A 26,387-nucleotide genomic window follows, 5' to 3' on the forward strand; every position below is an offset into this window, starting at 1 on the left:
GCAAATGAATATTATTGTGCGTTGAGCGTAGGGAATTTGAGGAATGGATATCAGTGTCGCGCGCACGTTTCTGGAGGTCGTGAAAACCGGGAGCTTCGTGGGTGCGGCGGCCAATCTCAATCTTACCCAGACCGCGGTGAGCGCCCGCATCCGCGTTCTGGAGGACCAACTCGATCGTCCCGTGTTCATTCGCAACAAGGCCGGTGCGAAACTGACACCGGCCGGTGAGCAGTTTCTGCGTTTCGCGACCACGCTGGTTCAAGTCTGGGAACGGGCGCGTCGGTCCGTGGCGTTGCCACCAGGCCGGGAAACGGTGGTGACGGTCGGCGCCGAGCTCAGCCTCTGGAGTCCGTTGCTGCGCCATTGGTTGCTCTGGATGCGGCGTGAATGCCCAGAGATTGCGGTCAGCACGCAGATCGACACATCCGAACGCCTCATGGAGCAGGTGCAAGACGGATCGTTGGACGTCGCGATTCTTTACGCCGCGCCCAGTCGCCCTGGCGTCATTGCCGAGCTTCTGTTCGAGGAGAAGCTGGTGCTTGTCAGGACGACACCGACCAACAGGGCTCTGGCCCCTGAGGACCATGTGCAGATCGACTGGGGCGACGAATTCGCGGCCAGCTATCACGCTGCGTTTCCCGATCACCCTAATGCAGTCGTGTCGATCAGCTATGGACCGCTCGCACTAGAATATATCCTGGCGACCGGTGGTAGTGGCTATTTTCGCAAGGGCTTTATCCGGTCCTATCTGGAGGAAGGTCGGCTAGCACTCGTCCCGGGAAGTCCAGAGTTTTCCTATTCGGCTTATGTCGTCCATTCGACAAAAGCCGATGCCGGCGTGATGGACCGCATCCGGGCCGGCCTGAGGGCCGCGGCGGCAATCGCGGCATGACCAACGAACCATCCTCACCCGTGTGTTACGGGGCGCAGGCGGACGATGCCTATATGGGTTATGCTTCCCGCGATGAAATTCTTGCCGCGTTGGACGAGCTGCTGGAGGCCGAGCGAGCCGGCACCCGCGTGGCATTGGCCAGCGCTCGCTCTTTGGAAGGCGCGGCCTATCGCGATCTGATGCAGGCAGTGCGAGACGACGAGGCGCGTTGGTGCGCCATGCTGTCGCGGCAGATCGAGCGGCTGAACGGTCTGCCCTCGCGTAAGACGGGAGCTTTTCATCAGAAAGCTCTGGCTATTGCTGAACCTTTCGAGCGACTCGCTTTTCTCAACCGTGGGCAAGCTTGGGTCGTGCGAAAGCTCGAGGCGCTGACACCGCGTGTGCGCGATGACGCTTTGCATGCCGATCTGCGCGCGATGCTGGATAGCCACCGCATCAATATCGAGCGGGCATCGGCGTTTCTGGAAGCAAATCCGACCTCCAAACGGGATTAAGTGTCTCGGAAGCGGCCCGGTTCCTGTTTGCATGTGCCGATCGATGTCAACCATCTTGAGCCAAGGGCGTCCGAGCGTTATGGTATATTCGAGATGCATGTTTTCCCGCAACCGCGCGGAAGAAGCTTTTTAGGACCCTTGTCCATGACTTCACAAAGCACCACTGCCGCTGCGATTGCCAAAGTATCAGCTCCCGACCGGAAGATGCGATATGACGCAATCTTTGACGCCGCACTGGCGAAGCTTCACGGCGAGGGGCGCTATCGGGTCTTCATTGATATTCTGCGCAACAAGGGATCCTTTCCCGATGCCCGCTGCTTTGCCGGGCATAACGGCCCCAAGCCGATCACCGTATGGTGCTCCAACGACTATCTCTCAATGGGACAACACCCCAAGGTCATTGCCGCCATGGAGGAGGCATTGCATGACGTAGGAGCTGGATCTGGCGGCACACGCAATATCGGGGGCAATACCCACTATCATCTCGATCTCGAAGCCGAGCTCGCCGATCTTCACGGCAAAGAAGGCGCATTGCTGTTCACGTCGGGATACATTTCCAACGAGGCGACGCTCTCGACGCTGGCCAGAGTTCTGCCAGGGTGCGTGATCTTCTCCGACGCACTCAACCATGCCAGCATGATTGCGGGTATTCGCAATTCCGGTTGCGAGAAAAAGGTGTGGCGGCACAATGATCTTGAGCATCTGGAGCAGCTACTCGCTGAAACGAATCCGGCGCTGCCCAAGCTGATCGCCTTTGAGAGCGTCTATTCCATGGATGGTGATGTCGCCCCTATCCATGCCATTTGCGATCTCGCGGAGAAGTATGGCGCGCTCACCTATCTTGACGAGGTTCATGCGGTCGGGATGTACGGCCCGCGTGGCGGCGGGATATCCGACCGCGACGAGGCTGCAGGCCGCATCACTGTCATCGAGGGCACTCTTGCCAAGGCGATCGGTGTCATGGGTGGTTACATCGCGGCAGATCACCGCGTCATCGATGTTATCCGCAGTTACGCCCCCGGCTTCATTTTTACCACGTCGCTATCCCCGGTGCTGGTCGCCGGTGCACTGGCAAGCGTGCGCCACCTCAAGTCGTCGAGTGCTGAACGCGAAGGACAACAAGCGTCTGCCGCCAGACTCAAATGCGCGCTCGCCGAGGCGGGATTGCCTGTGATGGCCTCGACCACGCATATCGTGCCACTGATGGTCGGTGATCCGGTCAAGGCCAAGAAGATCAGCGATATCCTGCTTGCCGAATATGGCGTCTATGTGCAGCCGATCAACTATCCGACGGTTCCGCGCGGAACCGAACGGCTTCGCTTTACACCGGGTCCGTCGCATAGCGTCGAAATGGTACGCGACCTCACACAAGCGCTTGTCGAGATCTGGCATCGCCTCGACATGCGCCTGGCCGCCTAGGCGCGCTTCGTCCGCGTCCCGCCTCAGTCGGATATCACCCTGTGCCGATTCCGAGTGGCGACTGCCGGTTCATCAGCCGGCGCATTGCTTCGCGGTCGGCCAGCAAATCCGAGACCTTATAGGAATCGAATACCGCCATCATCGCTTGCATCCCTTGCGCGAGAACACCTGTCAGGCCGCAAGCAGGCGAAAGGGCGCAGCCCGAACAATCCGCGAGTTGAAAGCCTTCCTCGGTTTTGCGCACCACTTCGCCGACGGTGATTGTATCCGCCGGACGCGCAAGGCGCATGCCGCCCGTGCGTCCACGCACGGTCTCAATAAAGCCATCGTGCGCGAGTGCGTTCACAACCTTCATCAGATGATTGTGAGACACGTCATAGGTACGCGCGATTTCGCCGATCGAGCACAGGCGCTCATCGTTGAGCGCCAGATGGATCAAGACCCTAAGCGAATAATCCGTGTAGCGCGTAAGTCGCACATTCCACTCCTGAGAGGAACGCCAGTCCAGTTCTATACCTGTATATCTCGGACATGTTAAGTGCCCGATCCCGGCTGCCTTGGGTCGCAGACCGGTTCCAGGGAGTATGGATCCCATCGCGTGCCAGTAGGGGCGTCGGCGAGCGGCCAACGCCGGCTCAGACGAACTGGCGCCCAAGCAATCTTATATCAAAATTATTGCGCCTGAGGCACAAACTAATTCGTTAGGCACCCCGTTCGCTCTCTCATAGCATTGATGCAGATTCTATACATCTTATAGGAATGTATGATGCCGAACATTACGCGACGGGATGCCGTGCTGACGGGTCTGGGGGCAGCAGTTGCAGTTCCGGCGCTGACGGCGGCGGCGACCTCCTCGAATGCCCGTGAACCAGCAAAGCATCCGAAAGCGAAGGCCGGAGCGGCGTACCACAAGTTCGAAATGAACATCGAAGAGACGCGTATCACGCTCGTCGGCAAGCAGACGTTCCAAACCTTTGCCTTCGGCGGGCAGGTGCCAGCGCCCCTGTTCCATGTGCGGGAAGGCGATGAGGTCGAGGTCGTTCTGAACAACCTTACGACGCTTCCGCATACGATACATTGGCATGGGCTGCTGCAGAGAGGCAGCTGGGAAATGGACGGCGTGCCCGACATGACGCAGCTCGGCATCCAGCCGGGCGACAGCTTCACGTACAAGTTCGTCGCCGAACCCGCGGGTACGATGTGGTATCATTGCCATGTCAATGTGAACGAACATGTCGCTACCCGCGGCATGTGGGGGCCGTTCATCATCGACCCGATCAAGCCGACACCGATCGAACGCGAGGTCACGGGCGACTACATCCTCATGTTCTCGGAGTGGGCGTCGGCCTGGGCCGACAAGCTGGGGCAGGGCGGCATGCCTGGCGACGTGTTCGATTATTTCACGATCAACGGGAAATCCTTCCCCGAAACCCAACCCATCCGGGTCAAGGAAGGCGATGTCATCCGCTTGAGGATGTTCGGCGCGGGCGGCGGATTCCACTCGATCCACATCCATGGCCACGTCTTCCAGATCACCTTCAAGGACGGGCATCCCTTGCCCGCGCCGATCAACGCCGACACCGTCCTCGTGGGACCGGGCGAGCGCTACGACATCATCCTGCGCTGCGATAATCCCGGTCGCTGGATGATCCATGACCACATCGACCATCATACGATGAACGGCCATACGCCGCATGGCGGGGTCATGACCCTGATCGAATATGAGGGCATCCCGCGAGACCAGCCCTGGTACCACTGGGCTCACAAGGAGTTCGTCCCGGACTTCTACTACGAGCAGAGCCTCAAGAAGCCCCACGGGATCTACCCGAACCCTGTCTTCAAGGGTGTCCCGGTCAGTTGAGGAGGCCACTATGAAAGCACCGGTTATCTTCGCCGCATGCGCGGGTGTCGCCGTTCTGGTCTTCGCAGCCCGCCCTGCCGTGGTGGACGCCCAAGGGGCTAGTTCGGAACTGGTCACGCAATGCGCTTCCTGTCACGCGCTGACCAAGCCAGCCAACCCCACGGTGGATCATCTGTGGACGCGAAAAGGCCCGGACCTCTGGTACGCAGGCGACAAGTTCAATCGGGACTGGCTCGCAAGCTGGCTGCAGAACCCGACGACCATCCGCCCTGGCGGCGTATTCTGGTTTAAGCACGCGAAGGCTGGCGAACCTCGCGACACGATCGACGCCGCCGCCGTCGAGAAGCATCCGAAAGTCGACGCAGCCACAGCTGGCCGATTGGCCGATGCATTGCTGCAACTGAAGAGCGGCCTTGCTCCCGATGGCGTCTACAAGCCGGAAGCCGCGAACATGACGATGGGCAAGCTGGCCTTCAGCAAGCTGCGCGGCTGTGTCGCCTGCCATCAGGATGCTCGAGGGCAGGGCGGGCTTTCCGGACCGGAACTCTACGATGCCGGCCAGCGACTGCGCCCTGACTATGTCATCGCATACACCAAGAACCCACAGCAGTTCGATCCGCACATCTGGATGCCGACCGCCACGCTGTCGGAGCCCGATCTTCAGCGCCTCACCGGTTACATCACGTCATTGGGCAAGGAGAACAAGTGATGCTCCGCTATGGATTGGCTGCGCTGAGCCTGATCGCGCTGGGTGCCGGGGTCATCTTGCATCAACCCGCGACGGCGGGGACGGAAAGCCCGAAGATCCAGGCCACCGCCCACCTCTACGATACCTATTGTGCACAGTGCCACGGGGTCCAGCGCAACGGGAAAGGCGTCAATACCGTCGGCCTGTCGGTCCAGCCACGCGATCATAGCGATACCGTCGCCATGTCCTCGCTGCCACGCGAACAGATGATCAAGGCAATTTCCGATGGTGGAGCCTCGGTCAACAAGTCGGCGCTCATGCCTTCCTGGTCGGCCGTCCTTACCAAGGATCAGATCGAGGATATGGCCGACTACCTGATCTACGTCTGTAAATGTGACCAGAAAAAGTGACCAAGAACCACAAACAGGGGTGACAACATGCGAAAGACTCTACTTTTTGCCGCTTCCGCGCTTATCGGTCTTGCCTGGCAGCCTGTGCTTGCCAAAGATATTGAATTGCGTCTGACAGCGAAAGAGGTCTCGCTGCCGATCGACAACAAGGGAACGATGCAGGCCTCCTGGACCTTTGAGGGACAGGTTCCCGGTCCCGTGCTGCGGGTTACCGAGGGCGACCGTGTCACGATCATCCTGACCAACGATCCAGCCAACAAGAACTCGCATTCGATCGACCTCCACGCTGCGCGCGTTGACGTGGTCAAGGACTTCGAGGCGATCAAACCAGGTGAGACGAAGACGTTCAGTTTCGTCGCAACCTATCCTGGCGCGTTCTACTATCATTGCGGCTCCGACCCGATGTACCAGCATATCGCCCGGGGCATGTTCGGCGTCATCCTGGTCGACCCGAAGGATGCCAAGGCACTCCCGCCTGCCGATCGCGAATATATACTGGTCCAGTCCGAGGTTTATTCTAACCCCGACGACCTGCATTCGATCATGAAGAGCGACTGGCAACATGTCGTCTTCAACGGGGTTGCTTTCAAATATGACCCTGTCCACGATCCCGCATCAACGAAGATGCTGGTTGCCAAGCCCGGCGAGCGCGTTCGGGTCTACTTCGTCAACGCTGGTCCCAACGAATATTCAACACTGCATCCGATCGCGGGCATCTGGGATGCTGTCTATCCCAGCGGCAATCCCAAGAACAAGAAGGTCGGCATGCAGAGCCTGGTTGTGGGCCCCGGCGATGGCGCGACCTTTGACCTGATCTCTCCGGTCGAGGGTGCCAACGTGATCGTTGACCACTCCATGTCGCATGCCCACACCGGTGCCATGGCGGTCGTCATGTTCTCGAACGACGCCGACCCCAAGATGGGGCGCGGGAACCTCATCCTCGTACCCTGAGGTTACGCTCGATCCCCGTCGCCCCGCGCGCGCAATGCGCCGGCGCCGCGGCCTCGATGAACCCGGCCGGCCATCCCCCTCATCCTGGGCGGCCGGGTCTTCACCCGAGGTCGCGGCGTAACCCGATGCAGGCCCAATGTGCACAGGTGCCATCCTACTCTTCCCGGACAGTCGTCGCGCAGACGCAGGCCGCCCCAACAAGCACATTGTTTCGCGCTAGGTCTTGCTGGGCTGGTCAGCGCGTTCATGGTGGTGGCGCCCACACGCGCGCAAACCGTGGTTCCTGCCAGCGGCGCTGACGACGCCACGATCGTTGTGATCGGCCGAATAGCGGCCAACGATGCCGAGGGCCGCGTGCATGCGACGCCCGGCGGCAGCAGCGTCGTCACCTACGAGGACTACGCTGACAAATCTCTCGTTTCGCTTCGCGACACGCTTGCGTTCGCGCCAGGCGTTTATACGCAGCCGCGTTTCGGCCAGGAAATCCGGATATCCATTCGCGGCTCAGGCCTATCGCGCGGCTATCATATGCGCGGGCTGACGCTACTCCAGGATGGCGTCCCGATTAATCTTGCCGACGACAATGGCGACTTCCAGGAGCTTGAGCCTGCTTTCTTCGATCATCTCGAGGTTTACCGCGGCGCCAACGCGCTGCGCCTGGGATCGGGAACGCTCGGCGGAGCGATCAATGGCATCACACCAAGGGGCGATCGGTCCCATGGCCTCTATGCCAGGCTCGATTTCGGCTCCTTCGACATGGTCCGCGGCCTGGCGTCGTTTGGTTTCGGGGATCGTGACACGAACGGCTGGCTCGCGGCGAGCGCGGATACGCAGCGTGGCGACCGCGATCACGCCAGACGTCACTCGCTGCGCCTTAACGGCAACGCTGGTCTTCGGCTCTCCGACACTATCGTAACCCGGTTTTATCTCAGCGCGAACAGCATCAACCAGCAACTTCCCGGTGCGCTGACCCGGGCAGCGGCCCTTGCCGCGCCGCGTACCGGTAACTTCTCGGGAGACCAGGCGCGGGACATCGATTCACTCCGCATGCAGAACCGCACCACGTTTGAGCTGGGCCGCGCAACGCTCGATGTGGGCGCCTTCCTCAATACCAAGCATCTGTTCCATCCCATTTATCAGGTAATCGATCAGGACTCGACCGATCGCGGGGTCTTCGCGCGTCTCGACTATGCAGCGGGCCCCGTCGAGATGACGTTAGGCGGCGAAACGCGGTGGGGTACCAACCGCGCCAAACGCTTCCTCAATGTCGATGGGCAACGGGGAGCCCTGACCTTCGATGCTCGCCAGACAGCGCGCACCAGCACGCTCTACGCCGAATTCAGATTGAGGCCTGCCGCAGATCTTCAACTGATCGCGGGCGCAATCTACGCCGATGGATACCGGCGTCAGACGCAGTCCGTGCCTGCTCCAGTTCTTGGTGAGGCGTCCTATCACAGCTTTTCGCCTCGTTTCGGCCTTCTCTGGGAGCCGACCCGTTCGATCCAGGTCTACGCCAATTTCAGCCGTTCGGCTGAGTTTCCAACTTTCGTAGAGCTGGCCCAGATTGCGGCCTTCGTCCCGGTGCGCGAACAGCGTGCCTGGACGGTTGAGATCGGAACGCGCGGGACGGCGGGCTGGGTTAGCTGGGACGTTTCGTTGTACAGGGCCAAGCTGCAGGGTGAGATGCTTCAGTTCGCCCTGGGCCGCGATGTTCCCGCCTCGACCTTCAACGCCGACCGAACCCTGCATCAAGGGATAGAGGCTGGTTTGACGCTCGAACCCAATGCCTGGCTCAGAATCCGGCAAATCTGGCAATATTCGGATTTCCGCTTCCGAGATGATGCTCAGTTTGGGAGCAACCGCCTACCCGTTGTGCCGCGTCATGTCTTGCGAACCGAGATCCGGCTCGGCACCGATGCTCTCCATATCGCCCCGAACCTCGAATGGGTGCCCGAAGGGGCCTGGGCCGATTATGCCAATACAACCCGTGCGCCGGGTTATGCGATGCTAGGCCTGACGGTAGGGGCGAAGCTCGGGCGCAATCTCGATATCTTTGTCGATGCCCGCAATGTGACGGACAGGAAAGCGATCGGCGACATATCCGCGGTCATCAGATCCAGTCCTGCCTCCGAGATCTATTATCCCGTGGAAAGGCGAGCAATCTACGCCGGCTTCAGGGTCCGGATATGAGTGGGACAGCGGCGCTGCCAAACCAGATTCTCCGATGGTCGTCGCTGTCGCGGCACGACGCTCGATAGGAACATCTACTTCGCTTGCTTGGTGCCGCCGCACAGCTTTTCGATCGTTCTTTCGGTCATCGCTTCGCAGTTTGCGCCAGCAAAGGGGAAGCTCCCTCTGAGGCTCGCCTCCACATCTGGCGCAAGTGCTTCGCGCAGTCGGCGGCGGGCGCGGAATAGTCGTGTCTTTACGGTCGCCGGCATCAATTGCAGCGCATCGGCGATTTCCTCGATGGACATCTCTTCCACCTCCCGCATGACAAAAACGAGCCGGAAATCTTGCGGCAATGTGCTGATCGCGGCTTCGATAAGGGCGCGGATCTGTTTGATGGCGACAGTGCTATCAGGTCCGCCAAGCTCTGTTGATCCGCCCATCAGCTTTTCCCGATATTCGTCAAGGTGAACGACCGATTCCGTGTCCAGGCGCGCCAGGCGCCGGCGTGCGGCACGCTCTCGGCCGAGCGCTTCATTGATGACGATGCGCGTGAGCCAGGTTGATAGTGAAGAACGCCCCGCGAAGCTTTCGATTGCGCCGAAGGCCCGAACGTAGCAGGCCTGAACGGCATCCTCGGCGTCTGCGCGGTTGCCGAGAATGCTCCAGGCTGCGCGGAACAGCCGTTGATTGTTCCTTTCGGTCATAAGCCGGACCGCAGCTGCGTCGCGTTGTCCGATACGCCGGGCCAGTTCGAGGTCCGACAGTTGCGCGACCTCCTGCTTGGGAACCGCCATTGCTGCCTCCTAGCGTCCCGTGCCGCCAAGCGGCAGGGCGGCGAGAAGATCGCGGCGCAGCTGTTGGTCATCGTTGAACTCACCGAGCCAGCAATGTGTGACCATCGACACGCCGTGCTGCCTGACACCGCGGCCGGACATGCAGCCATGGCTTGCCTCGATCACGACCGCGACGCCGCGTGGTTTCAAGACGTCTTCCAAAGTCTGTCCGATCTGCCTCGTCAGTCGTTCCTGAAGCTGGAGGCGGCGGGCAAAGGCGTCGACCAGGCGAGAAAGCTTGGAAATGCCGACGACACGGGATGCAGGTCGATAAGCGACATGGGCGAAGCCGGTAATCGGTGCGAGATGATGCTCGCAGGTCGATGTCAAAGGGATTGCTCGCAGCATGATCGTATCCTGGTATTCCAAAGCCTCGCCGAAAGTACGTGTGAGAAGAGTTGCGGGATCGATCGCGTATCCCCCAAACCATTCACGCCAGGCTCGGGCTACTCGCTCAGGCGTACCAACCAATCCCTCGCGCATGGGGTCGTCCCCCGTGGCGGAAATCAAAATCGACACTGCGCGCTCGATGTCGGCGTCGTTCGGGCGCGATCTTGATCCGCATAGGGAGGCGGTCCCGCTATAGTTCACATCGGCGGCCAATCCGCCCTCGCAAAGATCCATGGGCTATTTCCTCCAACAACCACCTTTCCCGTTTGATGCCATAATCGGACGAGGGTTCCCCAGAAGAGATCACTGGAACTTCGGGAACCTTGGCGCCCCCTCGACATCCAAGCTTCGTATGGGGAGAGGTTTCCCTGCTGGAAGAAGGATATCGGGATGCTCAAGAAATTCGCCATTATCGGATCAGCGAGCTTGCTGACATTGTCTGGAGCGGTCCTGGCGCACGGCAGTAACGGCATCAATGACGCCCAGATCGCGCACGTCGCCTATACAGCCGGTGTGATTGACGTCAGCGCTGCAAAACAGGCCTTGGAGAAATCAAAGAACAGGGCGGTCCGCGAGTTTGCCGAGCAGATGGTTCGCGATCACGAGGCGGTCAACAATCAGGCATTGGCTTTGGTTCAGAAGCTCGGTGTGAAGCCGGAAGACAATGGGACAAGCCAGGAGCTTTCCCGGCAGGCCGCAACGGAACATGCCACTCTTGCTCGGCTTGATGGCGCGGCCTTCGACCAGGCCTATCTGCGCAACGAGATTGCCTATCATCGATCGGTGAACATGGCGCTGAAGGATACGCTCATACCCAGCACGCACAACGGCGAACTGAAAGCGCTTCTCCAAACAGGACTCACTCTGTTTACCGAACATCAGGCCCATGCCGAACAACTCGCGGCGAGTGCCCGCTGATGCCTGCGCGCAGCACGGTAGTGTTCGCGATCGCTGTCCTGGCGCTCTCGACCTCCGCCGTGCCAGCGTCGGTGCCCGCACCCCGGACCTACACGGTGATCATCGACAAGATGAAGTTCGGCCCCGTCCCATCGGGCCTGCGGGTTGGCGATAAGATCCGCTGGATCAATCGTGACCTGTTTCGGCACACGGCCACTGCAACCAACCGGAGTTTCGAAATCGACCTCCTGCCGGCCACGGAGGGAACACTTGTGCTGAAGCGAGCGGGCACGGTCACATTTTTCTGCAAGTTCCATCCAGGAATGCGGGGGCAGCTCGTCGTTCGGCGATAAGGCAACCTGTGTTTCGCGGCGCTCTCCCACGGCCTTGGTCATTCAGGCTCAACCCGGCCGGCCATCGGCTCGTGGCAATATGTAGATGCGCATGGCCCAGAGGATCCAGGGCAGAAATGCGATCAGCCAGCCGGCGGCGGCCACGGCCTGCCACGCCAGCCAATCGTTCACCAGTTCGGCGGCGATCCGCACGATACAAACGAACTGGACCGCAGCGAATGTATAGGCGGCGACCGGGGGCAACGAAAGTGGCCGTCCGGAATGCCCTTGCGTGACCCGGGTCACCATTGCGACGAGGATACTGCCGAAGAAGCCGATAAACAGGGCATGGGCAGGAGCCTTGCCAAGGATGACGGCTCCCTTGAGTGCGAAGACGATATCCTGCACCGTAAAGAGGGCAAAGGCTGCTGGTAGCCAGGCGAGGCCAGCATAGAGGACGAACAGCAAGGGTGGCATGCGTCGCCCCGGAAACCACCGCATGAACAGAAGCAAGGCCAATAGGAACAGCGGGAGATCAGAGAGCCAAAGCCACTCCGCTGGCAAAGCCAATCGAAGCAAGAACAGCCCCCATCCCGCTCCAAGAGCCCATTTGGGTCGCCATGGCTCGTACCCGGGCAATGCGCTTGCCGAGAAGAACGGTATCATCCGGTGTGCAACGGTGAAGTAGACAGGCAGCAGCAGCCCGAAAGTCCCGATCCGGATAGTCTTGTCAGCCAGGACCTCGTTTCCGGTTACGAGATAGACTAGCCAAAAAAGCAAGCCGACCGCGCCCGCGCACAGAGCCGCAAAGCATCCCAGGGCATGCCATGTCTTGCCCCGGTCCCGGACAACAAGTCTCGCGAGCGGAACCAGCCCGATGATCCAGCCGGTCAGGGTCGCGATGGTGCCTGGTATGACGGCCGCGTGCCAGCCCACGGCGCCGGCTATCGTCAGGGCTTGCCCGCCTACCAATCCGGCGCCGACCGGCCACGCCACGCGTCGACCAAGATCCGGTTCGCCGATCCAGCGGGGAAAAACAGTCAGCAGGAAACCAAAGAAGAAGCTCGGTAGGACTTGATACTGCATCAGAAAGGCGTGCAGGCGCCCCGCATAGGGATCGGGTTGCGGCATAGGGAAGACATCCCATCGGGCGGTAATCAGCCAGGCCGCCCACCACGCCATCGCCAACAAGAGGTTGAGCCCGCCAACGAAAAACATCAACCGGTGCGGCGCGCGCGTAAGGTTCGACATGGAAAGCGATGCTGACATGATTCATTGTTTCCCTGGCCGTTGGCGAGGGGCGGTACGCGCTGCTCAGAGCGGCCGATCCTCATCATTCAGAATGCGTTCCGCAGCGCCTGCGACGTCCTCATATTGCCCGCTTTTGAGCGCCCAGAAAAACAGAGCCAGGCCCATCGCGCCAAGAGCGAGTGAGATTGGTATCAGGTACCACAGGACGTTCACGCGCTGTCATCCGCTTGCTTCCAGCGTGCCGGATGCGGGGTAAGACGCAGAGCATTCGCGACAACGAGGATCGACGAGCCTGACATGGCCAGGGCGGCAATCAGCGGCGTGACGTAACCGGCAATGGCCGCCGGTAGCGCAACGACATTGTACAGCACGGCCAGAACGAAATTCTGCCGAATTAATCGGTCCGCCTTCCGGGCGATGCCGATTGCGAAGGGCACACTGCCCAGATCAGACCTGAGAAAGACGAAATCGGCGGCCTGCCGCCCGACATCGGCGGCGCTCCCGGGCGCTATGGAGACATGGGCAGCGACCAGCGCCGGGGCGTCGTTCAGACCGTCGCCGACCATCAACGCCTTATGCCCGGCTCGTGCGAGCGTTTGCAGATGGGCCGTCTTCTCCGGGGGCAGCAGTCCCGCCTGGACCTGCTCGATCCCGAGCTCCGCAGCCACCGGCAATACCGCGGCGGCCGTATCGCCGGACATGATCTCGATCGCATAGCCTTCGTCGCGAAGGGCGCCGATGGTCGGGGCTGCGCCTGGGCGCAAAGCGTCCTCTAATGCGAACGATCGCACGAGCTGGCCGTTGCACGCTAACGCTGTGCCGGTACTGTCCTTGTCGATGGCGCCGCCGGTCACCCATCCACCGCGCCCCAGGCGCCAGACATCCTCGCCGATCCGTGCCTCAAGACCCAGACCGGCATGTTCGGCGATCGTATCGAACGCGATATCGGCGGGCGGGGCGGCGTCGGCGAGAGCTTGCGCATAGGGATGATGGGAGTGGGAGCCGATGCGCGCCGCGATTGCGAGATAGGCGTCGTCGCCGGCCACATCCCGGCGCAGCCGGGGGCGGCCAAGGGTCAGAGTGCCTGTCTTGTCGAAGATCACCGTATCAATTTCGACCAGCCGTTCCATCGCGGAGCCGTCCTTCACCATGACCCCGTGCTCGAACAAGGCGCGCGCGGCCATCACCTGAACCATGGGCACTGCGAGCCCGAGCGCGCAGGGACATGTGATGATCAGCACCGCGACCGCGATGGTCACGGCATGATGCCAGTCGCCCGCCGCGATCATCCAACCCAGAAAGCTGAGTAGCGCGGCGCTGTGAACCACGGGAGCGTAGAGGCGCGCTGCGCGGTCTGCCACGCGGCGAAAATGGGAGCGGCCGCCTTCCGCCGCCTCCATGAGGCGCATCATTTCGGCAAGGAAGCTGTTGCGCGATGCCGCAGTGGCACGAATGGTGAGAGATCCAGTCAGGTTGAGCGTTCCTGCACGCAGGCTGCTGCCCGGAGCAACCGGTTCCGGCATGCTCTCGCCCGTCGCTAGCGCCGCATCGATATCGGATTGTCCCTCGAGCACAACCGCGTCGACGGGGATACGGTCGCCGGCTCGCAGCAGGATGGTCATGCCCGGTTCAAGCTCCGCCGTCGGCACATAGGTACGCTGGCCGTCCGGGGTGATGACGGTTGCCCCATAGGCGGCAAGGCGGCCGAGCCCCTTTACGGCCGTACGCGCCTTTTCGCGCATCGCATGATCGAGAGTCCGCCCGATGAGCAGGAAGAAGAGCAATGAGACGGATGCGTCGAAATAGGCATGGGGTTGGTGCACGATCGTGTCGTAGAGGCTCATCGCAAAAGCGAGCAGCACACCGATCGAAATCGGCACGTCCATATTGGTCCGCCCATGCCGCAGCGCCTGCCAGGCGGATTGGAAGAACACCTTTCCTGAATAAGCGAGCGTGGGCAGCGCGATCGCCGCCGACAACCAGTGAAACAGGTCCCGGGTTTCGCCGGCAGCACCAGACCACACCGAGATCGAGAGCCCCATGATGTTCATCGAGGCAAAGCCAGCAACCGCCAGAGCCCGGATCAGGGCCCCGAGTTGCGGATCTTTTGCGTCCTCATGTGCTTCATAGAGATATCCGTCATAACCGAGACCGGCCAGTGCATCGGCAAGCGGCGGTGGCCCCTCATTCTCCCGCCAGTCGACTGCGACACGCTTGGTCGAGAGGTTGACGCGCGCGCGTGTGACGCCGGGGAGACGGCCGAGAGCCTCCTCTATCTTGCGGATACAACCGCCGCAGCTGATGCCCGGAACCGACAGGTCCGTCTGGCGAAGACCCGTATCGACCTCCCGGCTCGCAAGGAGCAACTCGTCGGCCGACAACCGGGCGAGGGCAGACGCTCCGGTCACGGCATCACCGGACCGCGCGATAGGCGTGCCAGGTCGCATGGCCAAGCCACGGGAAGACGATGATCAGTCCAATGAACCCCGTCGCCGCCGACAACAGAAACAGAATGAGCACAAGGACGCCCCAGATGAGCATGACCGACAGATTGTTCCAGACCAGCGCCCAACTCGTGCCCATGGCAGTCAGGGCATCAACCCGCTTGTCGAGCATCATGGGAATGGAGAATGCGGAGATCGCAAACGAGAATGCTGCGAACAGGCCGCCGATCAGAGTTCCCACGACGAGCATGGCGATCCCGGTCGACGTCGTGAACAACATCGGCGCAATGTGATCAAGCCCGGGGAAAGGCCGGACGCCGAAGAACAGCGCATAGATGATCACTGCGGCACGCATCCATAGTAGCATGACGCCGCACAGGAGAGCGCCCGTGAACAGGACCTGTCCGCCCGCACGCGCATGCGGCAGGAGCATGTGCCGCAGCGAAACCGGCTCGCCGAGTTCAAGCGCCCGGCTTTTGTCATAGAGGCCGATCGCCAGTGCGGGGGCAAAGACGAGAAAACCGGCGACCGCCGGGAACAGGGCGTAATCGAGCGTGAGCCAGATCAACCCGGCGACGATGCCCGCCGAGAGCAGAAAAACGAAAACGCCGTACAGGAGGCTTGGGCCAGGATGGTTGACGAGATCGTGCCAGCCTGCGCGCAACCACGCGAGCGGGGCGCCTGGCCCAAGATCGCGTGCATAGAGGCGTTCCGTCGGGAGCGGCGGGACGACAGGCGGGATGGTGGTCATCGTCTTCTCCCCATCAGTTCAGCATGACGATTTGGCGGCGCCAAATGCACCTGACGATCGCGCCGACCCGTCGGATTTCACATGAGTGACGCATTGTGGCTGCGAGGTCGACGCGACATAAACCAGATGCGCATTTGCGAGCAGGACGGCGGCCAGAGCAGCAATCGTCAGCCCAATGTAGAAGCCGCGTGACTGAGGGAGCCTCATTGCTTACCTCCCCTGTCGAGGAGATAGAGGGTCAGGATCTTGCGGTCGACCGGGCTCAGGCGGTGCGCCCAGGCTGGCATTTCGCCCTGCCGCCCTTCGTAGATCGTCGTATAGATCGCGCTGATGTCACCGCCATAGAGCCAGGTCTGGTCGGTCAGGTTCGGCGCGCCGACCTGTAGGTTTCCATGGCCCTGATCTCCATGGCAGGCAACGCAGTTGGCCGCGAAGACCTCCCGGCCTTTCGCGACCGATGCGGCTTTCCCTTTCGCCCAGGCGGGGTCTGACAGGGTTTTCACATAGTCGGCTACCGCGAGAACCGCATCGTTGTCGAGGGTCCCGTCTTTCCCGAACGCCAGCATCTGGCTGACACGGGTGTCTTTGCTTGCCGGACTGTTGATGCCGACCTCGATCGTATGTGCGATCGTATCGGGGGAGCCGCCCCACAGCCAATCCCGATCGGTGAGGTTGGGAAAGCCCGAATTGCCCTTTGCGTCCATGCCGTGACAGGCCGCGCAATTGTCACCGAACAAGCGGTAACCGTCCTCGCGCACATAGGCCATCAATTCCGGGTTGGCGCTGATCTGGCCGTAGCTCATAGCGCCGATCTGATGCATCCAGTTCGACCGCGCCTCGGCGGCCGCGCTGACCCGCCTGGCAACGATCTCGCGCTGGTCGTTGTCGAGCAGGCCCCGTGTATGGGTCTTGCCCAGCGGCCAGGCCGGCATGAGGATCCAGTAGCCGATCGAAAAGATCACGGTCAGGATAAGGAAGAGCCAGACTGCCTTGGGAACGGGTGTGTTGAGTTCCTTGATCCCGTTCCACTCGTGACCGGTGGTCATGTGCCCGCTATGGGGATCGCGTTCGCTTACCGCCATGGCTTGTCCTCGTCTTCTATGATGTCGCGCGCAGCCTTGTCGAACCGGGTTCTGTTGGCAGGCCAGCAGGCATAGAGCAGGGCTGCGGCTGCCAATGCGAGCAGGTAGAAAAGACCAAAGGACTTGGCGAAGCCGACCAACGTATAATGCCCTATGTCCATGACAGCTCTATTCCTTCGGAGGCGGCGGCTGGTGCGCGGCGTCGCTGAGTTTGCCGAGGATCTGCAGATAGGCGACGAGCGCATCCATCTCGGAGACGGTGGCCTTGTCGCCATCGAACGAACGGATCTGCGTCGCGTCACCGTAGCGCTTCGTCAGGCCGGCCGTATCGTCGTCGGGCGAGGCTTGCGCGACCGCGTCGTCAGACGCATTCTCGATCATGGCATCGGTATAGGGAACGCCAACCGCGCGCAGGGCGCGCAGATCATCGCCGAGGTGCTTCGTTTGGAGTTGGCTTTCGCTTAGCCACTTGTAGCGCGGCATGATCGACTGGGGCACGACGTCACGTGGATTCTTGAGGTGGGCAGTGTGCCACTGGTCCGAATATTTTCCCCCAAGCCGCGCGAGGTCCGGCCCCGTGCGCTTCGAGCCCCAGAGCATCGGATGGTCATATTTGGACTCGACCGCGAGCGAATAGGGGCCGTAGCGCTCGACCTCGTCCTGCAAGGTGCGCACCATCTGCGAATGGCAGGCGTAGCACCCCTCTCGCATGTAGATATTGCGGCCGGCGAGTTCGAGCGGCGTGTAGACGCGCATGCTGGGATCGCTTTCCACCGTGTCGTCTATCGTGAAGAGCGGCGCAATCTCGATCAGCCCGCCGATGCTCGCGACGATCATGATCGTCACCGCTAGTGCGATGGACTTGCGTTCGATCCGATAATGGGTTCCGAACATCGGCGCTTATTCCGCAGGCTGGAGGTTGACGGGCAGGGGGATGTCGCCTGAAGCGGCAGGCAGCTCCGATGGCCGGCGGATCGTCATCCAGATATTGTAGCAACCGACGATCGCGCCGAGCAGGAAGAGCAGCCCACCGATCGCACGCGCCACATAATAGGGATGCATCGCGACCATGGTGTCGAGGAACGAATAGGTCAGCGTGCCGCTGTCGTTATAGGTCCGCCACATCAGGCCCTGGATGATGCCTGAGTTCCACATCGCGAAGACGTAGATCAGCGTGCCCGCGAGCGCGAGCCAGAAGTGGACCTCGACGAGGACGGGAGAATACATCCGCTCGCGCTTCCACAGCCATGGCACGACCGCGTAGATCGAGCCGAAGGTGATGAGCGCGACCCAGCCCATTGCGCCCGCATGCACATGCCCGATTGTCCAGTCGGTATAGTGCGACAGAGCATTGACCGACCGGATCGCCATGAACGAACCTTCGAAGGTCGAGAGGCCATAGAAGACCGCGGCCATCATCATGAAGCGTAGCGTCGCATCATCGCGGACCTTGTCCCAGGCGCCATTGAGCGTGAGCAGCGCGTTGGCGGCGGCGATCCATGACGGCACGAGCAGCATCACCGAGAAAGTCATACCCAGCGTCTGCACCCATTGCGGCAGTGCCGTGTAGTGGAGGTGGTGCGAGCCCGCCCACATGTAGAAGAAGGTGATCCCCCAGAATCCGATGATCGACATGCGGTAGGAGTAGATCGGGCGCCCGGCGCGCTTGGGAAGATAGTAATACAGCATGCCCAGAAAGCCAGCGGTCAGGAAGAACGCCACGGCATTATGCCCGTACCACCACTGGGTCATCGCATCCTGCACGCCCGAGAACAGCGAATAGCTTTTCGCACCGGCGAACGAGGCCGGAACGGCAAGGTTGTTCACGACATGGAGGATCGCCACTACCAGAATGAACGCCAGATAATACCAGTTGGCGACATAGATGTGGGGCTCCTTGCGCCGGGCAAGCGTACGCAGATAGAGCACAAGATAGACGACCCAGACGATGACGAGCCAAATATCGGCATACCATTCGGGCTCGGCATATTCCTTCGACTGGGTGATCCCCAGGAAGTAGCCAGAGATCGCGAGAAGACAGAACAGGTTGTAGCCGACGAGCACGAACCACGGACTGAACTGGTCCGGCAGGCGTGCGCGGGACGTGCGCTGCATCACATGGAAGGAGGTGGCGATCAGGGCATTGCCACCGAACCCGAAGATCACGCCGGTGGTATGGGCAGGTCGGAGCCGCCCGAAGCTCGACCAGGCCGCGTCAAACGTCAGATCCGGAAAAGCCAGCAACCAGGCGACCCAATCGCCGATGAACATGCCGAACACCGCCCAAAGCATGGCTACGACGATCCCCGCCTTGCTGGGGTCGTCATAGTAGCTGGCCAGGCGCGCCGCAGCCGGCTCAGGCTGATAATAGTCCCTGAGCACAAAACAGAACACGGCAAGACTGAAAAGCAGCACGATGAATCCATGCGCCTGCATTGGATCGGCGCGGTTCGCCCCTGCTGCGGCCATCGCCAGTCCGACGAAAGCCACAATGACGAGTATCGCCATGCTCCACTGGCGCTCGCTTACGGTCAGTCCTGATACCACGCTCCGAGTCCCTCCTGCCGGCAGGTAAGCCTCCCGTAGCATTAAAGAAGTATTGGTGGTACTTCTATTTAATGCGCCCGCGTGAGCAGGCATGTTGCCGGTGAGCGGCGGCGTGCGACCGATCGGGATGGAGCACAAGAAGCTGCTGGAAAAGGTGGCCGGGCCTGCCAGTCGGAACCCGCCTTAAGGCTAGGACGTAAGCATCCGGTGCAAGCCATTCGCTACGCAATTCGCGGGTTCCGCGGCAGTCGCAACGTGAAGACCCGTCGCTTCCGATATCATCGCACTCATTAGTGGCATCAAAGCACCACCCCCTGTCAGCATGACCCCCCGATCATAGATATCCTGGCTCAATTCCGGAGCGGTGCGCCCGAGTACGGTCCGCACGACATGCACAATTTGTTCGACATGCTTTTCAACAGCCTGATCGAAATCCGAAGCAGCAACTTCGATCGCCTTCGGTAAGCCCGCCCTGAGGCAGCGCCCCCCGACCACGATTGGGGTTTCGCGCTCGACCTGCGGGCCCTGACATTTCGCTGCGTAGTCGAGCTTCAGCTGCTCGGCGCTCAGGTCCCCGATCAGGAATTTATGCTGCAGATGCAGGCGATCGGCAAAAGCCTTGTCGAGCGCTGCGCCGCCGATCCGAACAGTGCCCGTTTCACAGCGTCCACCCAGCGAGAAAATTGCCACCTCAGTGGTCCCGGCACCGCATTCGATAATCATTGAGCCCGCGGCTTGTTCAACTGGCAGTCCTGCTCCGACCGCCGCTGCGAACGGCTCGTCAACCAGAACTACCTTGCTAAAACCCGCATCATTGGCGGCGGTCAGCATCGCGCTGCGTTCGGCCTGAGTTGCATCGGCGGGCACGCCGATGAGCGCATTGGGCGTTCGCATGCGCTTCCCGCCAGTGGCCTGCGACAAAGCGTAGCGCAGCAGCCCCTTGGCGGCGTCTATATCTTGCAGGACTCCGCGGCAAAGTGGCCGTTTGACACTAAGATTCGCCGGTGTGCGGTCAAGCATCGACCGTACCTCCGCTCCCACCGCCACTAGGTCGGAAAATCCGTTACGTCGTGAAAAACAGCAGAGCGAAGGCTCGTCGAAAACAATGCCTTCATCGCTACGCATGACGCGTATATTTGCGGTCCCGAAATCGATCGCGATCTCGGGCCGTCTCCATGACAAGATCGAGGCCACGCAATCGCACTAGCAGGTCCAGCGGCCATTGTCTCATTTCCTGAACCTGCCGTTGGAACGAGCTGTAGCCTCCACGCAGCGCGAGTTCCCGTCTCCCTGCCATGACTCCCGCGACCGCACGGCCCCCAGGGTTCCTATGATAGCCTAATCAGCCAGCAGAGCCCTGGCTGCGCAGAACCAGCACCGTGCATGGAGACGAGAACAGATGCGTGCATAACAGCAGGAGGACTGGGACGGCGTCGGGCCCGTCATCTGATCAGCGGCAGCGTTTCGAATTGATGGAACGGGGGCGGGCTCGAAAGCGTCCATTCGAGCGTCGTTGCCCCCTCACCCCACGGATTGTCACCCGCCTGCTTGCCCCAGATGAACGACCAAGCAATGTTGATGAAAAAGAAGATCATGCCGACCGCCATCACCGCGTAGCCGATCGACGCGATATGATTCCAATAGCCAAAAGCCTCAGGATAGTCGGGGTACCGTCGTGGCATGCCCTGGAGGCCCAGGAAATGCATCGGGAAGAACAGGATATTCACACCAATGAAAAATATCCAGAAGTGCAGCTTGCCGAGAAGCTCACTGTACATGCGTCCCGTCATCTTGGGGAACCAGAAATAGAATCCCGCAAACAATGAAAATACAGCGCCGAGTGACAGAACATAATGGAAATGTGCAATGACGTAATACGTGTCCTGCAAGGCATCGTCGATACCGCCATTGGCCAACACCACGCCCGTGACCCCGCCGATCGTGAACATGAAAATGAAACCCAGTGCCCAGAGCAACGGTGTCCGGAATGTCAGTGAACCGCCCCATAGAGTCGCGAGCCAGGAGAAGACCTTGATCCCTGTCGGCACGGCGATGACCATCGAGGCTGCCGTGAAATAGATCTTCACGTTGACCGAGAGGCCGACGGTGAACATGTGGTGTGCCCAAACGATGAACCCGATCACGGCGATGGCCACCATTGCGTAGGCCATGCCGAGATAGCCGAAGATCGGCTTCCGACTGAAAGTCGACGTCACATGGCTGACGATCCCGAACCCGGGAAGGATCATGATGTACACCTCTGGATGTCCGAAGAACCAGAACAGGTGCTGGTAGAGCAGGGGATCGCCGCCTCCGGCCGGATCAAAGAACGTCGTGCCGAAATTTCGGTCGGTCAAAAGCATCGTGATCGCGGCAGCAAGCACTGGCAGAGCGAAAAGTAGCATGAAGGCCGTCACCAGGATCGCCCAACAAAAGAGAGGCATCTTGTGAAGCGTCATGCCGGGCGCACGCATGTTCAGGATGGTCGTGATAAAGTTGATCGCCCCCAGAATGGAGGAGATACCGGCCAGATGCATCGAGAAGATGACCATATCGACGGCCGGACCCGGCGATCCGCTCGTCGCGAGGGGCGCGTAGAGCGTCCATCCGGTTCCAGCGCCATTGCCCGATCCACCCGGCACGAAGGCTGAGGCGAGGAAAAGCGGGAAGGCTGCAGCCAATAGCCAGAAGCTGACATTGTTCAGCCGGGGGAACGCCATGTCGGGCGCGCCGATCATGAGGGGAACGAGCCAGTTCCCAAAACCTCCGACCATGGCTGGCATGATCACGAAGAAGATCATGATGAGGCCGTGCGCGGTGACAAGAACGTTCCAAAGGTGCAGCGCGCCTGAAAAGTCGCCACTTCCGAGCCAGAGCGGAAGATACTGGATACCCGGATGGGCTAGTTCCAACCGCATCAGTCCCGAGATAGCACCGCCCAAAATACCCGCCATGATCGAGAAAATCAGGTAAAGTGTCCCGATGTCCTTGTGATTGGTCGACATGAACCAGCGAGGAAAAAAGGCCGGTTTGTCATCGTGCCGGGCATGATCTTCATCCGCAGACGCATGAAATTCACTTGTTGCTGCAGCACCGGTCATTGCCGTCTCCTCCGCGCAAACTGGAGACGACGGAGTTCAGAAACCGCTTAAACGCTGTACGCCGGCAAAACTATTCGCACTGGCGGGAGCAGGACTGCACGGCCTCTCGTCACGATGAGGTGGCGGATCGTCTCTTCGATCTCGGGCCTATCATTCTGCCTATCCGCAACAAAGATCATCTTTTCGTTGGAATGCAGCAAGAAAATTGGGGTTTCGTGCCGGGGTGTGCGTCAGGTGCTGCCATTCAGCACGGCCATCAGATCCGCTTCGTTCGGTCGTGCCGCAACCACCGTGCGTGCACCAGGGAGGCCTTCAAATGCGGCGGCTGCTGCCGCAGAAATGCACACGACCTTGCCTTTCCAGCAAGGAATTTGCTGTCGTAGCCAGCTTGCAACATGTCGCCCTGCTCGCGGTGAGTGGATCATGATAGCCTCGATCAGCGCCAGCTTTCCAGCGATCCAGTCGAGATCCTGCGGCCTCGCCTCGACTGCCTCGTATACGCATTGCCTCTGAGTCATAAATCCGTCCTCTCGCAGCATCTCCAGCAGATTTCCTGCCGGCTGGGCAGCGCTCAAGTGAAGAATTTTCGATCCAGGGCGCATCGTTTCGCGGATGAGCCTGCGAAGATCGTGCACGTCGCCCGCCGCCGAAGCGACGTTGCGATAGCCACGCAACCTGGCAAATCGTGCGCTATGGTCGCCGACCGCGAAGACCGGTAGCGTTGCCAATGACGGGAAGAAGCGATGCCGGCGTATGCCCTGGAGGCTAGTGAATACCAGGGCATCGGGCACAGCAATGGGCTCACCGGACCGGATTGTCGTGACGCGCAGAACCGGCTCGATCAAGGGGTTGAACCCTTCGGCTCGCAGATGCCGAGCCGTCAGGAGATTGTGGGGCGCAGTCCGGGTTACCCAAACCAGCCGGTCACTATTGGAGCTGGCTTCGAACCGCACGCCAGTAACCGTCGATAGCGCTAGCGAGCAATCCTGCATCGGCATCGGAGCCGAGGACATCCCTCAATATGGGGGCGAGCCCATCTCCGAACCGACTGTAGTAATGCCGCGCGACGGGCTGCCCTGCAAACGCAGTGGCGGACGCTTCCGGTTCGCGCAAGGATGTGATCAGGGTCTCGACAAGACGGTGAGCCGCGTCGTTGTCTTCGCGCGAAGGCTCGTCCCCTATTGGCCCTGTCAGATAGAGTGCCATCGACGCCTCGATCTGCGCCCGGCGGGCGATCAGTGGTTGAGCAGGGTCCGTCCCCTTGGAATGACTTGTCATTTCTCTCTCCAGCACCCTTGAGGTGTGATTCTCGCCGTGGCGCTGTTCCCAGCGCAAAAAAGGGAGGGGCCATCGGCTGCCGGGGCCCGGAAGATCCTCGACCGCGGTCGGAACGAACCCGGTTAGAGCCCGTGCCGCGCCGAGGGGTGCAGGCGCGTCATCAGGCGACCGCCATGAGCTTGCATGCGTAGGACCATCAAGAAGTGACTCATCGGCAGTGGCATAGCAGCTTGCTTGCTGCAAAACCACGCGCATTCGTGGCTCCGGCGCATCGAGCAGCCAACCGATCTACCGGGGTTTCCAGGCATCCGGACGGAGGTGAGGGCACTCGCCCATATTGAGCGGTGCCTGTCATTGCGTGAACGGGAACCCAGGACTGGAGCGGAACGATGGTCCGCTCCAGCCTTCTGTTCTTTGGCCTAGCCGAAACGGTGCCAGGCGCACCGCAGCCGGCCCCCTCACCGATCAGGCCATCAGCGACAGCGCTTCGGCGATCTGGTCCTTGATCACCAGGCGGCGTTTACGCAAGCCGGTTTCGTGATCTTGCGATACAGGCTGGAGGTTGGTCTCCGCCACATGAATTTCGTCGTTCACTGCGTCATAATCCGCGAGCAGTTGCGCGAAGCGAGGATCCGAAACCTTCAGTGCATGAATCTTGTCCATCTGCCCCGGAAACTCTTCCCCCAAGGTATGCGGCGTGTTCGACATGTCATACTCCGTTGTGTGTTCCCTAGGTGAAATAGGTGATGCGACGGAGCGCGCCCATAAGTAGCTTTCCTAATGCCTGGCGCTCGCGGTTCGCTTGCCAAACAAGCCCAAACGAGGTCAGATCAGTCACTGCAGGCAGTCAGTTCCTGCTCTCCTTTCGCTTCTCGCGATGGGCTTGGTAAGAATGCAGTATCTCCGCCATCCGGGCGAGAGCCTCGCGCCTGGCAGACGCACTTTCAATGTCCTGCAGCTGCCTCTTCAGGCGGGCCGAGAAGTCGGCATAGTCATTCTGCCAGTCGCGCTCGACCGCCCCCTGCAACTCAGGATTTCCTGTCTTCAAGCGTCTGGCTGGCGCGCGGGCGCCTAATGCATAGGTCTCGCCGATCTTGGGTGCGATGATCGATGCTGCGGCGTCTTCGCACTGCATCAGGCGCCGCAAGGTTTCGATTGAACCGGCTTCTCCATGGCTGAGGAAGAGACTGCCCTCGATCGGCTGTCGCGCCCTGATCCACCGCTGAAGATCATTTTGGTCGGCGTGCGCGGAATAGGTGTCGATCCGCCGAATCTGGGCACGGACCGCCACATCCTGTCCCCAGATGCGCACGCGGCTTGCTCCGTCGAGGATCGTTCGCCCCAGTGACCCGGCTGCCTGGAAGCCGACAAACAGGATCGTTGACTCGCGTCGGGCGAGATTGTGCCGCAGATGGTGGCGAATGCGCCCTGCCTCGCACATCCCGGATGCGGCCATGATGATCGCACCTGATATTTCGTTCAGGCGCATCGATTCCATGGTGCTGCCGGTGTAATGAAACGAGGGATGGCGGAAAATCTCGCCCGAACCCATGTCTTCGAGTTCATCCGCATGCTTAGCGAACACTTCGGTCGCGCGTGTCGCCAGCGGTGAATCGATAAAGACCTGCGGATGGGCCAGGCGGCCAGTGTTGATAAGCGTCGCAATGTCGAGCAACAGTTCCTGGGTGCGCTCGAGCGCGAAAACCGGGATGACAAGGTTGCCGCCACGCGTGAGGGCGGCCTTGATTTCCGCCTCCAGCAAAGTCCGCCGTTGTTCGATCGTCACATCCTCGCGAACGCGATCGCCGTAAGTGCTCTCGCAGATCACATGATCCAGTGCGGAAGGCCCCTCAGGGTCGGCATGAAACGCCTTGTGATCCGGTCCCAGATCTCCGGAGAAGAGTAGCCGGGAACCACCCACCTCGATTTCGACGGACGCAGATCCCAGGATGTGCCCAGCATTCCAGAGCCTGGCTTTGAAGCCGGGCGCCACGTCGGACCAAAGATTTAGTGCGATCGTCTCGATCTGCTCGTAGGCAGTCTTGGAATCCTCTTCGGTGTAGATCGGCTCGGCGGGCGTTTCGTCACGTCTGTCCTGGCGGCGATTACGCCGTTCGGCCTCACTTTCCTGGATGCGCCCGGCGTCGGGCAACATGTAATAGAGGAGGTCGCGCGTATGTGGTGTCGCGTAGATCGGTCCGCGATAGCCTTCCGCGACAAGCTTCGGCAACAGGCCGCTATGGTCGATATGCGCGTGGGTCAGGACGACCGCTGCAAGTTTGCTCACATCAAACGAAAATGGCTCCCGGTTCAGCGCTTCCAGAGTGCGCGGCCCCTGGAACAGACCGCAATCGATAAGGATTGTCTGTCCGCCATACTGGAGTTCCATGCAGGAACCGGTGACGGCACCAGCGGCGCCGTAAAAGGTGATCCTTGGTTCGTTGCTCATTGGTTCACCCGGCTCCAGCTTGGATGGAAATTCTCGTAGCCTTAGTCGCTGGTGAGGTTCGGGCTATGCGAGATATCCCGTAGTGCCTTGCTCGAGAAAAGAGAATTTGAAACCACATTATTTGCATTAAAATAACAATAATAGT

The 26,387-nt window shown here is 60.6% G+C and carries 27 protein-coding genes; 10 read left to right on the forward strand and 17 right to left on the reverse strand.

All coding sequences use genetic code 11. From position 1 onward, the window contains the following. Positions 1–43: 43 nt before the first annotated feature. From EBBID32_RS06550 to hemA, 3 genes are all read left to right on the forward strand, one after another. Positions 44–892, forward strand: coding sequence for a LysR family transcriptional regulator (locus EBBID32_RS06550; RefSeq protein ID WP_006952740.1), 849 nt, complete (start codon positions 44–46; stop codon positions 890–892). Continuing rightward, positions 889–1,386: a DUF6306 domain-containing protein gene (locus EBBID32_RS06555; RefSeq protein ID WP_037489228.1), complete on the forward strand. Its 498-nt coding sequence runs from the start codon at positions 889–891 to the stop codon at positions 1,384–1,386. The genes EBBID32_RS06550 and EBBID32_RS06555 overlap by 4 nt, the downstream gene beginning before the upstream one ends. 204 nt (positions 1,387–1,590) lie before the next feature. Next, complete coding sequence (hemA, locus tag EBBID32_RS06560; protein ID WP_037489330.1) at positions 1,591–2,805, forward strand: 5-aminolevulinate synthase; 1,215 nt, start codon at positions 1,591–1,593, stop codon at positions 2,803–2,805. A gap of 34 nt (positions 2,806–2,839) precedes the next feature. On the opposite strand, the gene EBBID32_RS06565 is transcribed toward hemA, so the two are convergent. Further along, the gene (locus EBBID32_RS06565; RefSeq protein ID WP_006952753.1) at positions 2,840–3,283 is read right to left on the reverse strand and encodes an Rrf2 family transcriptional regulator; all 444 of its coding nucleotides are present in this window, start codon (positions 3,281–3,283) and stop codon (positions 2,840–2,842) included. A gap of 288 nt (positions 3,284–3,571) precedes the next feature. Here EBBID32_RS06565 and EBBID32_RS06570 point away from each other — a divergent pair, with 288 nt between their 5' ends. From EBBID32_RS06570 to EBBID32_RS06590, 5 genes are all read left to right on the forward strand, one after another. Beyond that, positions 3,572–4,666 carry a multicopper oxidase domain-containing protein gene (locus EBBID32_RS06570; protein ID WP_231382123.1) on the forward strand — a complete coding sequence of 365 codons (1,095 nt, stop codon included), beginning with the start codon at positions 3,572–3,574 and terminating at the stop codon, positions 4,664–4,666. Between the two features lie 10 nt (positions 4,667–4,676). Beyond that, positions 4,677–5,375, forward strand: coding sequence for a c-type cytochrome (locus EBBID32_RS06575; RefSeq protein WP_006952756.1), 699 nt, complete (start codon positions 4,677–4,679; stop codon positions 5,373–5,375). After that, positions 5,375–5,764, forward strand: a complete 390-nt coding sequence (locus tag EBBID32_RS06580) for a c-type cytochrome (RefSeq protein ID WP_006952757.1) — start codon at positions 5,375–5,377, stop codon at positions 5,762–5,764. Before EBBID32_RS06575 ends, EBBID32_RS06580 begins: the two co-directional genes overlap by 1 nt. 27 nt (positions 5,765–5,791) lie before the next feature. Continuing rightward, positions 5,792–6,715, forward strand: coding sequence for a multicopper oxidase domain-containing protein (locus EBBID32_RS06585; RefSeq protein WP_006952760.1), 924 nt, complete (start codon positions 5,792–5,794; stop codon positions 6,713–6,715). Positions 6,716–6,961: 246 nt separating this feature from the next. Next, positions 6,962–8,905: a TonB-dependent receptor family protein gene (locus EBBID32_RS06590; RefSeq protein ID WP_006952762.1), complete on the forward strand. Its 1,944-nt coding sequence runs from the start codon at positions 6,962–6,964 to the stop codon at positions 8,903–8,905. A 74-nt stretch (positions 8,906–8,979) separates the two neighbouring features. Here EBBID32_RS06590 and EBBID32_RS06595 read toward each other — a convergent pair whose 3' ends face one another. Next, complete coding sequence (locus tag EBBID32_RS06595) at positions 8,980–9,681, reverse strand: RNA polymerase sigma factor (protein WP_006952770.1); 702 nt, start codon at positions 9,679–9,681, stop codon at positions 8,980–8,982. 9 nt (positions 9,682–9,690) lie between these two features. Beyond that, positions 9,691–10,344 (reverse strand): GTP cyclohydrolase I FolE, encoded by a 654-nt coding sequence (gene folE / locus EBBID32_RS06600; protein WP_006952775.1) that lies wholly within the window; start codon positions 10,342–10,344, stop codon positions 9,691–9,693. Between the two features lie 156 nt (positions 10,345–10,500). Here folE and EBBID32_RS06605 point away from each other — a divergent pair, with 156 nt between their 5' ends. Beyond that, complete coding sequence (locus tag EBBID32_RS06605) at positions 10,501–11,028, forward strand: DUF4142 domain-containing protein (RefSeq protein ID WP_006952776.1); 528 nt, start codon at positions 10,501–10,503, stop codon at positions 11,026–11,028. Further along, positions 11,028–11,360, forward strand: a complete 333-nt coding sequence (locus EBBID32_RS06610) for a cupredoxin domain-containing protein (RefSeq protein ID WP_037489233.1) — start codon at positions 11,028–11,030, stop codon at positions 11,358–11,360. Before EBBID32_RS06605 ends, EBBID32_RS06610 begins: the two co-directional genes overlap by 1 nt. A 48-nt stretch (positions 11,361–11,408) precedes the next feature. Here EBBID32_RS06610 and EBBID32_RS06615 read toward each other — a convergent pair whose 3' ends face one another. The 14 genes from EBBID32_RS06615 to EBBID32_RS06680 all read right to left on the reverse strand — a co-directional run bounded on the left by EBBID32_RS06615 (position 11,409) and on the right by EBBID32_RS06680 (position 26,242). Beyond that, positions 11,409–12,608, reverse strand: a complete 1,200-nt coding sequence (locus tag EBBID32_RS06615) for an NnrS family protein (RefSeq protein WP_006952778.1) — start codon at positions 12,606–12,608, stop codon at positions 11,409–11,411. A gap of 45 nt (positions 12,609–12,653) precedes the next feature. Continuing rightward, positions 12,654–12,803 carry a cbb3-type cytochrome oxidase assembly protein CcoS gene (ccoS, locus tag EBBID32_RS06620; protein ID WP_006952784.1) on the reverse strand — a complete coding sequence of 50 codons (150 nt, stop codon included), beginning with the start codon at positions 12,801–12,803 and terminating at the stop codon, positions 12,654–12,656. Continuing rightward, complete coding sequence (locus tag EBBID32_RS06625; RefSeq protein ID WP_006952785.1) at positions 12,800–14,998, reverse strand: cation-translocating P-type ATPase; 2,199 nt, start codon at positions 14,996–14,998, stop codon at positions 12,800–12,802. Before EBBID32_RS06625 ends, ccoS begins: the two co-directional genes overlap by 4 nt. A 4-nt stretch (positions 14,999–15,002) precedes the next feature. Next, positions 15,003–15,785 (reverse strand): DUF2189 domain-containing protein, encoded by a 783-nt coding sequence (locus EBBID32_RS06630; RefSeq protein ID WP_006952786.1) that lies wholly within the window; start codon positions 15,783–15,785, stop codon positions 15,003–15,005. Between the two features lie 203 nt (positions 15,786–15,988). Beyond that, positions 15,989–16,867 carry a cytochrome-c oxidase, cbb3-type subunit III gene (gene ccoP, locus EBBID32_RS06635; protein WP_006952788.1) on the reverse strand — a complete coding sequence of 293 codons (879 nt, stop codon included), beginning with the start codon at positions 16,865–16,867 and terminating at the stop codon, positions 15,989–15,991. After that, positions 16,858–17,028, reverse strand: coding sequence for a CcoQ/FixQ family Cbb3-type cytochrome c oxidase assembly chaperone (locus tag EBBID32_RS06640; RefSeq protein ID WP_006952789.1), 171 nt, complete (start codon positions 17,026–17,028; stop codon positions 16,858–16,860). Before EBBID32_RS06640 ends, ccoP begins: the two co-directional genes overlap by 10 nt. Before the next feature lie 7 nt (positions 17,029–17,035). Beyond that, complete coding sequence (gene ccoO, locus EBBID32_RS06645; protein WP_006952790.1) at positions 17,036–17,761, reverse strand: cytochrome-c oxidase, cbb3-type subunit II; 726 nt, start codon at positions 17,759–17,761, stop codon at positions 17,036–17,038. 6 nt (positions 17,762–17,767) lie between these two features. Continuing rightward, the gene (gene ccoN / locus EBBID32_RS06650) at positions 17,768–19,414 is read right to left on the reverse strand and encodes a cytochrome-c oxidase, cbb3-type subunit I (protein ID WP_006952791.1); all 1,647 of its coding nucleotides are present in this window, start codon (positions 19,412–19,414) and stop codon (positions 17,768–17,770) included. 189 nt (positions 19,415–19,603) lie between these two features. Beyond that, positions 19,604–20,608, reverse strand: a complete 1,005-nt coding sequence (locus EBBID32_RS06655) for a rod shape-determining protein (RefSeq protein WP_037489236.1) — start codon at positions 20,606–20,608, stop codon at positions 19,604–19,606. A gap of 248 nt (positions 20,609–20,856) precedes the next feature. After that, on the reverse strand, positions 20,857–22,515 hold the full coding sequence (gene ctaD, locus EBBID32_RS06660) for a cytochrome c oxidase subunit I (protein ID WP_006952793.1): 1,659 nt from the start codon (positions 22,513–22,515) through the stop codon (positions 20,857–20,859). Positions 22,516–22,745: 230 nt separating this feature from the next. After that, on the reverse strand, positions 22,746–23,528 hold the full coding sequence (locus tag EBBID32_RS06665; RefSeq protein ID WP_081628048.1) for a uroporphyrinogen-III synthase: 783 nt from the start codon (positions 23,526–23,528) through the stop codon (positions 22,746–22,748). After that, a complete protein-coding gene (locus EBBID32_RS24480) occupies positions 23,443–23,793 on the reverse strand; it encodes a hypothetical protein (RefSeq protein ID WP_037489243.1) in 351 nt (116 codons plus the stop codon). The genes EBBID32_RS06665 and EBBID32_RS24480 overlap by 86 nt, the downstream gene beginning before the upstream one ends. Before the next feature lie 465 nt (positions 23,794–24,258). Beyond that, positions 24,259–24,501 (reverse strand): YdcH family protein, encoded by a 243-nt coding sequence (locus EBBID32_RS06675; protein ID WP_006952796.1) that lies wholly within the window; start codon positions 24,499–24,501, stop codon positions 24,259–24,261. Between the two features lie 139 nt (positions 24,502–24,640). Next, entirely contained in the window at positions 24,641–26,242 is a 1,602-nt protein-coding gene (locus EBBID32_RS06680) for an MBL fold metallo-hydrolase (protein ID WP_006952797.1), read from the reverse strand. Between the last annotated feature and the right edge of the window lie 145 nt (positions 26,243–26,387).

The organism is Sphingobium indicum BiD32 (genome assembly GCF_000382885.1).
Lineage (GTDB): Bacteria > Pseudomonadota > Alphaproteobacteria > Sphingomonadales > Sphingomonadaceae > Sphingobium > Sphingobium japonicum_C.

What these genes read in the sequence shown, in the direction of transcription:
- EBBID32_RS06640 (WP_006952789.1), bottom strand. Translation starts at nt 17,028, where the DNA reads ATGGACATAGGGCATTATACGTTGGTCGGCTTCGCCAAGTCCTTTGGT.
- EBBID32_RS06675 (WP_006952796.1), bottom strand. Translation starts at nt 24,501, where the DNA reads ATGTCGAACACGCCGCATACCTTGGGGGAAGAGTTTCCGGGGCAGATG.
- EBBID32_RS06575 (WP_006952756.1), top strand. Translation starts at nt 4,677, where the DNA reads ATGAAAGCACCGGTTATCTTCGCCGCATGCGCGGGTGTCGCCGTTCTG.
- EBBID32_RS06550 (WP_006952740.1), top strand. Translation starts at nt 44, where the DNA reads ATGGATATCAGTGTCGCGCGCACGTTTCTGGAGGTCGTGAAAACCGGG.
- EBBID32_RS06630 (WP_006952786.1), bottom strand. Translation starts at nt 15,785, where the DNA reads ATGACCACCATCCCGCCTGTCGTCCCGCCGCTCCCGACGGAACGCCTC.
- EBBID32_RS06570 (WP_231382123.1), top strand. Translation starts at nt 3,572, where the DNA reads ATGCCGAACATTACGCGACGGGATGCCGTGCTGACGGGTCTGGGGGCA.
- EBBID32_RS06665 (WP_081628048.1), bottom strand. Translation starts at nt 23,528, where the DNA reads ATGTCCTCGGCTCCGATGCCGATGCAGGATTGCTCGCTAGCGCTATCG.
- EBBID32_RS24480 (WP_037489243.1), bottom strand. Translation starts at nt 23,793, where the DNA reads ATGACAAGTCATTCCAAGGGGACGGACCCTGCTCAACCACTGATCGCC.
- EBBID32_RS06680 (WP_006952797.1), bottom strand. Translation starts at nt 26,242, where the DNA reads ATGAGCAACGAACCAAGGATCACCTTTTACGGCGCCGCTGGTGCCGTC.
- ccoP (WP_006952788.1), bottom strand. Translation starts at nt 16,867, where the DNA reads ATGGCGGTAAGCGAACGCGATCCCCATAGCGGGCACATGACCACCGGT.
- EBBID32_RS06605 (WP_006952776.1), top strand. Translation starts at nt 10,501, where the DNA reads ATGCTCAAGAAATTCGCCATTATCGGATCAGCGAGCTTGCTGACATTG.
- EBBID32_RS06580 (WP_006952757.1), top strand. Translation starts at nt 5,375, where the DNA reads ATGCTCCGCTATGGATTGGCTGCGCTGAGCCTGATCGCGCTGGGTGCC.
- EBBID32_RS06610 (WP_037489233.1), top strand. Translation starts at nt 11,028, where the DNA reads ATGCCTGCGCGCAGCACGGTAGTGTTCGCGATCGCTGTCCTGGCGCTC.
- EBBID32_RS06595 (WP_006952770.1), bottom strand. Translation starts at nt 9,681, where the DNA reads ATGGCGGTTCCCAAGCAGGAGGTCGCGCAACTGTCGGACCTCGAACTG.
- ccoO (WP_006952790.1), bottom strand. Translation starts at nt 17,761, where the DNA reads ATGTTCGGAACCCATTATCGGATCGAACGCAAGTCCATCGCACTAGCG.
- folE (WP_006952775.1), bottom strand. Translation starts at nt 10,344, where the DNA reads ATGGATCTTTGCGAGGGCGGATTGGCCGCCGATGTGAACTATAGCGGG.
- hemA (WP_037489330.1), top strand. Translation starts at nt 1,591, where the DNA reads ATGCGATATGACGCAATCTTTGACGCCGCACTGGCGAAGCTTCACGGC.
- ctaD (WP_006952793.1), bottom strand. Translation starts at nt 22,515, where the DNA reads ATGACCGGTGCTGCAGCAACAAGTGAATTTCATGCGTCTGCGGATGAA.
- EBBID32_RS06555 (WP_037489228.1), top strand. Translation starts at nt 889, where the DNA reads ATGACCAACGAACCATCCTCACCCGTGTGTTACGGGGCGCAGGCGGAC.
- EBBID32_RS06590 (WP_006952762.1), top strand. Translation starts at nt 6,962, where the DNA reads ATGGTGGTGGCGCCCACACGCGCGCAAACCGTGGTTCCTGCCAGCGGC.
- EBBID32_RS06585 (WP_006952760.1), top strand. Translation starts at nt 5,792, where the DNA reads ATGCGAAAGACTCTACTTTTTGCCGCTTCCGCGCTTATCGGTCTTGCC.
- EBBID32_RS06615 (WP_006952778.1), bottom strand. Translation starts at nt 12,608, where the DNA reads ATGTCAGCATCGCTTTCCATGTCGAACCTTACGCGCGCGCCGCACCGG.